General features: G+C 38.5%; 9 protein-coding genes and 6 tRNA genes. 8 read left to right on the top strand and 7 right to left on the bottom strand.

The genetic code is table 11. The annotated features are described in order from the left end of the window. Window positions 1-166: 166 nt before the first annotated feature. The 3 genes from dapE to ABLC00_RS15280 form a co-directional block, all read right to left on the bottom strand. A complete protein-coding gene (dapE, locus tag ABLC00_RS15290; protein WP_004885383.1) occupies window positions 167-1,300 on the bottom strand; it encodes a succinyl-diaminopimelate desuccinylase in 1,134 nt (377 codons plus the stop codon). Between the two features lie 125 nt (window positions 1,301-1,425). After that, complete coding sequence (locus ABLC00_RS15285) at window positions 1,426-1,569, bottom strand: entericidin A/B family lipoprotein (RefSeq protein ID WP_002051109.1); 144 nt, start codon at window positions 1,567-1,569, stop codon at window positions 1,426-1,428. 112 nt (window positions 1,570-1,681) lie between these two features. Beyond that, window positions 1,682-2,575 (bottom strand): DUF1853 family protein, encoded by an 894-nt coding sequence (locus tag ABLC00_RS15280; RefSeq protein WP_004885386.1) that lies wholly within the window; start codon window positions 2,573-2,575, stop codon window positions 1,682-1,684. Between the two features lie 104 nt (window positions 2,576-2,679). On the opposite strand from ABLC00_RS15280, the gene ABLC00_RS15275 reads away from it, so the two are divergent. From ABLC00_RS15275 to ABLC00_RS15240, 8 genes are all read left to right on the top strand, one after another. Continuing rightward, the gene (locus tag ABLC00_RS15275) at window positions 2,680-3,048 is read left to right on the top strand and encodes a YbaN family protein (RefSeq protein WP_004885387.1); all 369 of its coding nucleotides are present in this window, start codon (window positions 2,680-2,682) and stop codon (window positions 3,046-3,048) included. Between the two features lie 149 nt (window positions 3,049-3,197). After that, the gene (elsL, locus tag ABLC00_RS15270; RefSeq protein ID WP_000077301.1) at window positions 3,198-3,701 is read left to right on the top strand and encodes a cell wall-recycling L,D-carboxypeptidase ElsL; all 504 of its coding nucleotides are present in this window, start codon (window positions 3,198-3,200) and stop codon (window positions 3,699-3,701) included. A 206-nt stretch (window positions 3,702-3,907) separates the two neighbouring features. Next, window positions 3,908-3,983, top strand: a tRNA-Val gene (locus ABLC00_RS15265). A gap of 24 nt (window positions 3,984-4,007) precedes the next feature. Then, a tRNA-Asp gene (locus ABLC00_RS15260) sits at window positions 4,008-4,084 on the top strand. A gap of 47 nt (window positions 4,085-4,131) precedes the next feature. After that, window positions 4,132-4,208: transfer RNA gene (locus ABLC00_RS15255), tRNA-Asp, on the top strand. A gap of 21 nt (window positions 4,209-4,229) precedes the next feature. Next, window positions 4,230-4,305: transfer RNA gene (locus ABLC00_RS15250), tRNA-Val, on the top strand. Window positions 4,306-4,344: 39 nt separating this feature from the next. Continuing rightward, a tRNA-Asp gene (locus ABLC00_RS15245) sits at window positions 4,345-4,421 on the top strand. A gap of 66 nt (window positions 4,422-4,487) precedes the next feature. Continuing rightward, window positions 4,488-4,563 (top strand) — tRNA-Val (locus tag ABLC00_RS15240). Window positions 4,564-4,811: 248 nt separating this feature from the next. Here ABLC00_RS15240 and ABLC00_RS15235 read toward each other — a convergent pair. The 4 genes from ABLC00_RS15235 to yccS all read right to left on the bottom strand — a co-directional run bounded on the left by ABLC00_RS15235 (window position 4,812) and on the right by yccS (window position 11,277). Continuing rightward, on the bottom strand, window positions 4,812-5,597 hold the full coding sequence (locus ABLC00_RS15235; protein WP_004885389.1) for a YdcF family protein: 786 nt from the start codon (window positions 5,595-5,597) through the stop codon (window positions 4,812-4,814). Window positions 5,598-5,723: 126 nt separating this feature from the next. After that, a complete protein-coding gene (locus ABLC00_RS15230) occupies window positions 5,724-8,270 on the bottom strand; it encodes a PepSY domain-containing protein (protein WP_033846602.1) in 2,547 nt (848 codons plus the stop codon). Window positions 8,271-8,426: 156 nt separating this feature from the next. Further along, complete coding sequence (locus tag ABLC00_RS15225) at window positions 8,427-9,002, bottom strand: SdpI family protein (RefSeq protein ID WP_002051565.1); 576 nt, start codon at window positions 9,000-9,002, stop codon at window positions 8,427-8,429. Between the two features lie 100 nt (window positions 9,003-9,102). After that, window positions 9,103-11,277 (bottom strand): YccS family putative transporter, encoded by a 2,175-nt coding sequence (gene yccS, locus ABLC00_RS15220; protein ID WP_348941036.1) that lies wholly within the window; start codon window positions 11,275-11,277, stop codon window positions 9,103-9,105. Window positions 11,278-11,305: the final 28 nt, after the last annotated feature.

The raw sequence follows: 11,305 nt of genomic DNA, 5'->3' as shown, positions 1-11,305 counted from the left end.
ATAAGCATTCAAAAGAATGCTATATAAAGATTCTCAAAAATAAATTATCTAATTTAATAACCACGAATTATATTTCAGAATTTTCAAATGCATATTCATAATTAAAAATAATAAAAAAGCACCCTAAAGAGGATGCTTTTTATATAGATCAATGATCTTTAAGCTTTTAAGCAAGTAAGTTTTCTAAAATTTGCTCATAAATATCAGTTAAAGGATCAAGATCATGTACATCTACATGTTCATTAATTTGATGGATAGTTGCATTTAGAACACCTAGTTCTAAAACTTGTGCACCTGTTGGTGCAATAAAACGTCCGTCAGATGTACCACCACTAGTAGATAGCTCAGTCTCAGTACCAGTCACATTTAGAATAGCAGTCTGAGCAGCATTAACTAATTCACCTACTGGTGTCAAAAATGGCAAACCAGATAAGTTCCAGTCAATCTCATATTGCAAACCATGTTTATCTAAAATTTCATGAACACGCTGTTTAAGCTGCTCAGCTGTAACTTCTGTTGAATAACGGAAGTTAAAAGTAACTTCTAAGGTACCTGGAATGACGTTGGTTGCACCAGTACCTGAATGAATATTTGAAATTTGGAATGAAGTTGCAGGAAAGTATTCATTTCCATTGTCCCAAACAGTTTGGCATAACTCTGCTAAGGCAGCTGAAGCTTCATGAATGGGATTGCGAGCTAAGTGAGGATAAGCCACATGACCTTGCTTACCGTGAACATGTAGTACGCCATTTAAAGAACCACGGCGGCCATTTTTAACAATATCACCTAATTTACTTGTACTTGATGGTTCACCGACCAAACACCATGTAATTTTTTCATTACGCTCTTCAAGTGTTTCAATAACTTTAACTGTACCGTTAACAGCAGGGCCTTCTTCATCTGAAGTAATTAAAAAAGCAATTGACCCTTTATGGTTTGGATGCTTTGCTACGAAACGTTCAGATGCAACCACCATCGCAGCCAACGCAGTTTTCATATCAGCTGAACCACGACCATAAAGTTTGCCATCACGAATTTCTGGTGCAAATGGGTCTGAATTCCATGCATCTAGACGACCTGTTGGAACAACATCGGTATGTCCGGCAAAACAAAACACAGGACCTTCAGTGCCGCGTCGAGCCCATAAATTGTCAACGTCCCCAAAACGCATTGGTTCAATATGAAAGCCAGCTTTGGCTAGACGATCAGCCATAATAGTTTGGCAAGTATGGTCAACAGGAGTAACAGAAGGCTGTTGTAAAAGTTCTAAGCTAAGCGAGAGAGTGTCTGAGTGGTTCATACCGGAAATTGCATGCTGAGTAGGGGAAATATAGTCCGATATAATAGGCGAATCTCTGAAGGTTGGGTATTTAAAAATAAAAAAACCTTATCGAAGTGATAAGGTTTTTCGAAGCTGTGCATAACTTACATTTTATTCTCAGTTTTTTGTGCGGTATTACTTACAGCATCACCAGCTTTAGAGACATCTTTACCAAAACCCTTGAACGTATTACAGCCAGTTAATACAAATGCAATCATTACAGACGCGACTAAAACTTTTTTCATCATTTTCTCCGTTTAAATTTAATAATGAAGTAAATTTAGATTAAAAAACAAACGTAAAAAGAAACATGACTATTTAATAGTAAAAACGTTATAAATTGTTTCTAGAAGTCCATACCTACTTGTAAAGTGGCATTTTTTCGTTGTTAACAAGTGCTAGGCTTAGTAGAGGAGGACGTCTAAACATATAAAACTGTGTATCTTCGTTGTTCTTACAATATAAGCCATCTGTCCACCAATAAGCAGCGTTTGAACTTGCTTGTCTATTAGGACAAAGCCATTCATGTCTTTCTAGGCGATAAAATTTAGAGTCAGGAATAGTTGTGCCCCAGTATCCGAGTCGACGTGTTGAATTTACCCAATTGGGTATGGATTGTTTTTTGCCTAAATTCAAAGGTAGGTAGAGCTGACCTTTTAAAACAGCAAAACGCTGTTGTACCTTAAAATCTAAAGCTTCTGAAAATTGGAACTGCTTATCGGTAAAGTGATACAGCTTTTTGCTCAAAGTATCTTCTCTATTTAAGCCAATCCATTGTTCTAAATTTAACTGACCTTCACCCAAGTAATATTTTAGAGCAACTTCCCAGTGTTCAACTTGTTGTGTTTCTTTATTTAAAATTAAGAAATCGAGTTCACCTAAAGTTCTTGCACCCTCAATTTTTTGAATGCTATGGCCTAATAACTGATAAGAATGGTATTGATCTTCCTGTAACCAAAACCAAAGTAAATTCTCAAAACGTAAACCTAAACGTGTACTTTTAAGGCGAGACATAAATTGGAGTAAAGGCTCAGGCGTCTCATCAAGCTGGTATAAACGTGGTAAATAATTTTGAAAATGTTGTTTCCAAGTCTGGTCAGAATGTAATTGAAAACTATGCCGAATAGAAAGGCTTTGGGGAAGTTGGCAAAGTAAATTAGGACTAGCAATGGTAAATGCTAATTGTCTTACCATTGGGTGGTTGAACTGTAACCATGGTTCAAAATAGGATGTCTTAACTGAGGCAATATTCATACGTTTAGTACTCGAAATAATTCATCCCAATTTCATGGTCGATCAACAAAACAATACCAGAAAAACACTTTATACTACGATCAACAATAGCTTAAGGTTTATATATGCGAACATTGTTTTGGCGAACTCTGGTCGTGATTTTTATCACGCTTGGTATTATTGGAGCAATTTTACCAGGCATGCCGACAACAGTGTTTCTTATTCTGGCTGCTTGGGCTGCCTCAAAGGGATGGCCTCAAATGGATGCATGGTTGTTAAATCATCCAAAATATGGACCAACTCTACGTGACTGGCGAGCAAATGGCACAGTACCGCGTAAAGCGAAGTGGATTGCCAGTATTATGATGACCGCAAGCGGTATTTTAATGCTGTTTACTTCTGCACCATTTTGGGTGAAAGTTTTCACTGATACTACCATGCTCGTTGTTGCAATTTGGTTATGGCTACGCCCTGAGCCAAAAATAAAAGATTGATAATCTTTTATTTTTGGCTCAAGACAAGCGGTGAAGCCGCGCGTGGATAAAAGAAGATTGATAATCTTTTACTTGTGACGTATGACAAGTTTTCCATTAATTTTTATTAAAGCTCAAAATAGTTGAGTTGATATAAGAGAAGAAATTCGATGTCCCAATTTAAACTTGAAGATGCAGATATTCTTATCGATTTAGCAAATCAAACTTTAAGCCTCCCTAAACATAATAAGTTTTATGTGGTTTCTACGGGTAAGAATGGAATTGGGGAACAGGAAAATACGGGGAAAACCCCACGTGGATGGCATCGGGTTGCCAAAAAATTTGGTATGCAATCTCCCAAAAACGCAGTTTTTATTGCACGACAACCTACAGGTGAAGTCTATAGCAGTGAATTAGCCGCACAATTTCCTGAGCGAGATTGGATATTGTCACGCATTCTTTGGCTAGATGGTCTAGAAGAGGGCTTTAATAAAGGCGAAGGCCACGACACTATGCAACGTTATATTTATATTCATGGTACACCTGATAAAGAACCGATGGGGGTTCCAATGTCACATGGGTGCATTCGAATGCGTAATGAAGAAATTATTGAATTGTTTGATTTAGTCTCTGAAGATGCGCTTGTCTATTTGTCTGAACAATCTTTAACCTAAAATGGGATTTTAAAGATTATTGTTTAATTAGCCGAATGATCAAAATATTAAAATAAGTGCTTAAATAAAATACAAAAAATTGTTTTTTACTTAATAATGACTTATTTTTAATCATTCATTCGCATTTTTTTGAAAAGTTTTCGAAAAGCGTTTGACACCTGTTAAAGATTCTCTATAATGCACCTCACAAACGATGAAGACGTTAAGGGCGCTTAGCTCAGTTGGTAGAGCGTCTGCCTTACAAGCAGAATGTCGGCGGTTCGATCCCGTCAGCGCCCACCAAGCCTTTACGTTAAGCTCTCAAGTGCAGCGGTAGTTCAGTTGGTTAGAATACCGGCCTGTCACGCCGGGGGTCGCGGGTTCGAGCCCCGTCCGCTGCGCCACTTAAGACTTAACATCGTTTACCCCACAATTGCGATATTGTGAAAGTGCAGCGGTAGTTCAGTTGGTTAGAATACCGGCCTGTCACGCCGGGGGTCGCGGGTTCGAGCCCCGTCCGCTGCGCCACTTTTATAAAACGCTTTTGCAGGGCGCTTAGCTCAGTTGGTAGAGCGTCTGCCTTACAAGCAGAATGTCGGCGGTTCGATCCCGTCAGCGCCCACCATAATTTGTGACCATACTTTATTTTTAAAGTATTGCAAGTGCAGCGGTAGTTCAGTTGGTTAGAATACCGGCCTGTCACGCCGGGGGTCGCGGGTTCGAGCCCCGTCCGCTGCGCCATTCTCTTGATTCCCTGATCTAGAGGATGTAATGTATAAAGACTTCGGTTGTTGTCTTTTTCAATCAGGGCGCTTAGCTCAGTTGGTAGAGCGTCTGCCTTACAAGCAGAATGTCGGCGGTTCGATCCCGTCAGCGCCCACCATGATTTTTCAAATTTAAAAAATTATATGCACTAATTTATTTAGTGTTTTTTGCATTTCTGCTATTTATATTTCCTATCTATTTTATCTTTGCTATTGTTGGTCAAAACTTCTCTTTCTCTTTCTCTTTCTCTTTCTCTTTCTCTTTCTTAATTTTTTAAGTTCAGATTTATTACTTTAAATTGTGATTACTCTCTCGTTTAATGAAAGCTGCCATACCGTAAAGCAATAGCAGCTTTCTGAACCAAGATTAATACTCGTTTAGAATCCAGCCACTCGCGTACGCAAAGTATTCACGCAGCCAAGCGTTATAGCGACTGACTAAAGGAGTTTCGGCAGCAACTGTATAAATATGGGTATAGCCTTGTTTCTTTGCAATAGCTGCAGCTCTTGGGGTATGAAAGTCACTTGTAACAATTGCAATAGGTTGATCAATACTAATATGAGCTTGCTCAAGTAATGGTTTACTGTTTTTAAGGTTAAGTTCAGTACTTGTACTTTTATCTTCAAGAATCATTCTTTCTTTGGCTATGTGAAAGTGCTGTTCAAGGTAATGAGACATAACTAATGCTTCGGGTTCTTTCTCTGAAAAGTCTAAACCACCTGTTAAAACAACTTTCGCTTGAGGTTGTGAAAGGGCAACAGGGGCTGCCGTATCAAGGCGTTTTGCAAGAATGGCTGAAGGCTGTCCATTTTCTACACCACTACCTAAAACAATGATTGCTTTCACCGCGGGAATATTTTGGCCTGTATCTTTATTATCTTTAATAAAACTAAAAAAATAGCCTAAGCCAATCAACCAGATCCAGAAACATAACCATCCGAAACGCCAAATTGAATGCAGGCGATAGTGATAAAAGAAAAAACGTTCCAGATGATAATAAAATAAGGCATAGAGGCAGAAAAATGCCCCTAAGATTAAAGGAACAATTGTGCCTACATGAATTTTATTTAGGAAAGCTAGAAATAAGCCGTCCAAAAATAAAATCGAACCAATGATGGCCAAGAAAATCCGAATCCACTTACTGACTTGCATTGTGTTTAGAGTTGCGATTTAAATTGCAGACAGTGTATGCAAAATCATTCCAAATTCAATGCTGATCGCAATAAAAAGCCGAGTAAAGCTTTTCGGCTATTACTCGGCTTTATTATTTATTGATGTTTAATAAACATCACGGCGATAACGACCTTGTTGTCTTAGCTCATCAACTTGTTCTTCACCTAAAATATCAATCAGTGCTTGATCTACTCCGCTAGCCATTCCTTCAATGCTTCCGCAAACATAAAGAACTGCGCCGCGTTCAATCCAGTTGGCCAATTCAACTGCATTTTGTCGAATGATATCTTGAACATAAACACGTTGCTCTTGATCCCGTGAGAATGCCAAATCAAGTCGTTTTAACATTCCCATTGTTTGCCAAGCTTCAATGGTTGATGCATAGAAGAAATCATGAGCGCGTTGGCGTTCACCGAAAATTAGCCAGTTTTCAGTATAGTTATGACGAGTTCGCGTATGAAGTAAACTCATTAAACCCGCGATTCCCGTTCCATTACCAATACAGATAATTGGACGATTATCATCGATCAAGTGAAAAGACTCATTGGTGCGAATACGTAATGCAATACTCTGATTAATTTCTGTGTATTGAGTCAGCCAGCCAGATCCTAACCCTAAATGACCAGATTCATCGGTTTGCTGGCGAACAACCAAACGAAGCACTTGCTGAGAAGGGATACTAGCAATTGAATATTCTCGTGTTGGTAGAGTAGGGAGTTGTTCTAATAAGTGGTCCAGATTAGCAAACGGTTCAATCTCACCCGTTAAATTTTTATTCCAAAGCGCTTTTTCAATGGAGATTTGTAGCGAGTCTACCACTGCATTTCTAAGAATATGATGGTGTTGTAAAAACTCATTAATACGTTCAGGGCTATTACCCGGTTGTATTTCAGCAATGTCTCCAGCTTGCCATATAGCTTCATGATTTGCTGTAAGTTCAATATTGTAAGCTGGTTGCCCTAGACTATTTGGGTTGAGCAAGTCACGTTGTTGTAATGTCCAATTATCAAACACTTTTTCAAGATTAACGGCATGCAACTCTAGTTTAGTTGCTTTTACAAGAGCTTGATTCCAGTTTTGAATATGTGTTGGATTTGCATTATCTACCTCGATAGTATCGAAGTAAGCTTTTGCACCATTGTTTTTAAGCCATCCATCTACAGTGTGACCAAAACTACAATATGTATCAGGATATTCTTTTGAACCTAAGGCTAATACGGCATATCTGAGATGCTGAAGCTCTAATTTTGTTTTTAATAGCTTTTTTGCAAAATTAGAAGCTAAGTCTGGTGCCTCTCCAGTACCATAAGTACTGATCACAAAAAGAATTTGTTCATGTTCCTGTAAATCCGCTTCAGTTAACTGCTGTATAGATTTAACCTGAACAGGCTGATGTGCTTCTTGTAAGCTGGTTGCGGTACTCCACGCAAGTTGCTCTGCAACTCCTGTTTGGGTGGCATAAGTAATTAACCAAGGTTTCGCATTTTCATCAATGTAGTGACCAGCTAAAGACTGACGAGCTGCCTGTGTCAATTTTTTCTGTTTACGGCGTTTTAGATAAAGCATCCAACCGGTAACAAAGAATAATGGCATGGCTAAAGACGCAAGCATTGCTACAAATTGATAGACTGGTCCAAAAAAGCTGCCACGATGTACAGGTAACATGCTGCTCATGATTTTTTGATTAAGCTTTTTATCTTCATAAAGCTCCATCTTTTCAATATTGGCAGTTTTATAGTTATAGACAGCTTGGTTACGTGCACGCTCGTGTTGTGGCATTGCATCTACAAAACTTAATTCAACTTTTCCATCGTCTTTTTTCGGTAAGTTTACTGTTAAAGTTGAATAGTCACGTCCAACTTGATTATTAAAACCGCTCCAGGTTTGGTTGAGGGCAGTAATCAGCTGAGTGCTATCTAATTTAGTTTCAGAAGATTTGTCTTTATTGCGTCCAGCTCCGCCATGTCCTTGCATTTTAGGTTGTTCTACACCTAATACTTTGAACATACCGCTACGCCACCAGTCATATGACCAATATAGACCTGTACATGCAAAAAGAAGATAAAAAACAATAACCCAAGTACCTACAACAGCGTGTAAATCCCAAATAAAATTTCGACCTTTAAGTTTGGGTTTAACGGCAAGCCATTGACGTGCAGAGTGCTTCTTTGGCCAACGTAAATATAATCCGCTCAAAACAAAATAGATGAGCATTAAGGCACAAGCGCCGGTAATTTGTTTACCGAATTCACCAGCAGTTAAGTTTCGGTGAATTTGTTGTATTAATAAAAGTAACTCGCGACCTTTAACATCAGGCAATACCTGTGCTGTGTAAGGGTTGACCATCATATTGTAGCCACGTCGTTCGCCTTCTTTTTCAATATTGACAACAGAGGAGGCGGTAGGGTCTTTGGCAATCGTAATACTATTAATTTTAATTTCTGGCTGGGTTGTTACGAAATGTTGGTAAAGTTGAGCAGGGGTAAGCTTAGGAGTGCTTTCTGCTTGAACAACATAACTATCTGTATTTACCCATTTTAAAATTTGTTGATCATAAGAATAAATTGCGCCTGTAACACCCATAATAGATAAGATGAGGCCAGCACTAATACCCAGAAACCAATGAATTTGAAATAAAAACTTTTTAAACATGGTCGAAAATGTAAATATGATGGAGATCTTGTAACGAAGTATAGCCGAAGATTGCGTAGATAATATGGATTTTGGAGATAATATTAATTTTCATTATCATTTATTTTTAGCTTAATAAAAAACCTCCTATAACGGAGGCTTTTTAATGGGGTGAAATTATAAAGTTTTCGGTTCACCTACAGTTTCTTTCAAATGCTTACGAATTGTATTGAAAGAAAAGTTTTTAGAGTCCATGCGTTTAGGCAAGATATACGCACCTTGCTGTTCTTGGCCCTTAGGATCTTTTACTTTAAAGTTAACTAAAATAAAGTCAGGGGTGTTGTACCATTCATAGATGTTTTTCCATCCAATGGTCCCAACGCCTTCTTGTAATCCCATTTGCTGGCGCATTACGATACCGTGAGGTTGTACACCTAAGCGAATACCTTTGATTTCCTGTACAGGAAACTCATTCATCTTACGCTTAACGTACCATTCCAAACCATATGTGCGGCCAAGGTAATAAAGTACTACACCAACAATGGCTACCCAGCAAATCACTGTAGAATAGTTCTTAATAAAAATAAGACCTAAAATCGCAAGGGCTAAAATTACGCCCATAATTGCCCAGATTTTTGTGCTGATTTTATTGGTGCTGCGCCAGATAAGAAGTTGTGCATTACGTTGTTCAGCTTCTGTAACCTCGTAAGGAACTGGCTGAAGCGTATAAGCATATAAAGTTTTCGCGGTCATAGTGCAAATAACAAATTGTAAACTGTTTTAAGTTTAGCATTAATTGGCATAATTCAGGAAAGGATATTATGCCAATTTCATACTAAATTCCGACTCAAATTTATAATGATGCAAGTTCGCTGGCATCATTATCTAGATCATGACTTAGGCGTTGTTTCAACATACTAAATCGATTCAAAACACTTAGCATCAGTGATAACTGCTGTAAAATAATGAGTGATTTCTGGTCATCTTCATCATTTTGGCTTAAACGCTGACGTATCGTCTTAAGCATATTTTGTGCTGTCAAATCAGGCATTTCATCTCTTAACAGCGCTCCTTGTATATCGTCTAATGCTTGATCTAAAACGTTAAGAACCGCTTGATCCTGAATCTTTTCTCTATGCGCTCCAAGTGCTGCGATATAACTTAAAAATGTATGATTAAGGCATAAAAATTCAAATATATCTGACTTGCGAGTAGGATCAAAGTCAGGCTCTGTCGCTAATGTTGAAATAAGCGAGGCGACTTCAGCATCGGTATTATGAGCAGCGCGGCGAACAATACGATAATTGAGCGCATGGTTATGACCTTCATGGTATTGCTTTACCACTTCCGCTAAATAATTACATTGTGCTTTTAAAGAGCGTCGAATGCTGCGCGGTAGACGACGGAATTTCCAGTCAGGCCAAATAAAGGTGACACCAAACCACGCTAAAGCACATCCAATTAGGGTATCTACAAATCTAGGAATAGCCGCAGCGACTGCCGAGCCATCTAAGTTAAAGTTAATTAATGCCAAAATTGTGATGAAAGCGGTTGCTTGAGCATATTGCTTACTGCGTAACTCGAAAAATAGTACGCCGCTTAAGACCAGCATGACTAATTGTCCTTCTACGGAAGGTACGAGGAATACCACGCTTAGTCCGACAATAATTCCGACTAATGTCCCAACTATACGTAAACGTAAGCGACGTTTGGTCGCGTTAAAGTTAGGTTGGCTAACGAATAATGCTGTCAACATAATCCAGTAGCCATATTCGATTCGGGTGGTTTGAATAAATACATATCCAATAAAAAGAACAATCGAAACTCGAATGGCATGACGAAACAGTACAGATTCAGGGGTTAGATTTTGTTTTATTCGTACAACAATATCATTCCAACCTTTTAAATCATCATCTTTGAGTTGGTTTTCAGCCTGCTTTACTTTGTCTGACTGAATATGCTGTTCCGTTTCTAAGTTGAGTAATTGTGAGTCAATAGACTTTAAGTTTCGGTATAAGGCAAAAAGAGCATTTACCCATAACAAGTCATACTGTTGATCTTTTCTTAATTTTTCTAAAGATAAGCGTAAGTTCTCAAAACTCTGTTTAAAACGTTTGTTATGGATATATGGTTTGCGTTGTAAAATACATTCATTCAACTCTTGGCAGGCTTTACCCTGAACCGCCAAAATACGCTGAAATCTGAATAAAATATCACTGTGCTGAAAAATCTTTGCTAACTTTTGATAGTCGATATGAGCAGAGTCTGCACGTTCATGAATATCTTGTGCGACAAAATAATAATGTAGGCTACGGCGAGTGTCTTTTTGTCCTCGGTCACCTTTTAAGCGGGTTAAAAGGGCGGTATTAAGATCATTAAAAATAGTAATCAATTTGCCATTTTCTAATGAAAGATCAATCATGCTTTGCTGATAACTGGCAGGAGTCATATCAACATCAAATAAATTGGATTTGGCAAATAGGAAGTCACCTAACGAACCATAAGAGGCTGCTAGTTTGTCTTGAAGTTGGCGAACAGGAAATAATAAAAAGCTAATGGTTGCAATAAGTCCGTACCATGCTGCTCCCGCAACTAAAAGCGCTGGCTGAATATACCATTGGTCAAATAAATGAACCCCCAACATGGTATAAACCGAAACAACCAGACATCCATAAGAGATTGTCGCGTAACGGCGGCCTAGTGACCCGAGTAGAATCCAACCAATACAAGAGGCAATCAACCCTAGTGCAAAAAGCATTGGATAAGGGAAAAGTAATTGCACGGAAGCGGCAGTAATGAAGAAACCAATATAGGTGTAAATCAAATTCATGATTCGCACTGAAAAGCGATCATCAATATCACTTAAACCAGCTGCGACCACACCTAAAGTGAGGGGAATTGTTGCTAATTGATGGCCTAGAAAATAAGGCACGAACGCAGTTCCTGAAAAGGCAATCAGCATCCGCACGTTATACATAAATGATGTGTTATAAGTCGCTCTTTTTAGGCGTTTAAACCAAGATTTCAAATGAAGTCCTTGCTGATCAACCTGAGTG

The sequence above is a fragment of the Acinetobacter nosocomialis genome (assembly GCF_041021905.1).
Lineage (GTDB): Bacteria > Pseudomonadota > Gammaproteobacteria > Pseudomonadales > Moraxellaceae > Acinetobacter > Acinetobacter nosocomialis.
The sequence above is the reverse complement of the archived record's forward strand: the minus strand, read 5'-3'. Positions and strand labels throughout refer to the sequence as shown.

Coding starts and splice junctions, on each gene's coding strand:
- dapE (WP_004885383.1), bottom strand. CDS start 1,300: ATGAACCACTCAGACACTCTCTCGCTTAGCTTAGAACTTTTACAACAG.
- ABLC00_RS15285 (WP_002051109.1), bottom strand. CDS start 1,569: ATGATGAAAAAAGTTTTAGTCGCGTCTGTAATGATTGCATTTGTATTA.
- ABLC00_RS15280 (WP_004885386.1), bottom strand. CDS start 2,575: ATGAATATTGCCTCAGTTAAGACATCCTATTTTGAACCATGGTTACAG.
- ABLC00_RS15275 (WP_004885387.1), top strand. CDS start 2,680: ATGCGAACATTGTTTTGGCGAACTCTGGTCGTGATTTTTATCACGCTT.
- elsL (WP_000077301.1), top strand. CDS start 3,198: ATGTCCCAATTTAAACTTGAAGATGCAGATATTCTTATCGATTTAGCA.
- ABLC00_RS15235 (WP_004885389.1), bottom strand. CDS start 5,597: ATGCAAGTCAGTAAGTGGATTCGGATTTTCTTGGCCATCATTGGTTCG.
- ABLC00_RS15230 (WP_033846602.1), bottom strand. CDS start 8,270: ATGTTTAAAAAGTTTTTATTTCAAATTCATTGGTTTCTGGGTATTAGT.
- ABLC00_RS15225 (WP_002051565.1), bottom strand. CDS start 9,002: ATGACCGCGAAAACTTTATATGCTTATACGCTTCAGCCAGTTCCTTAC.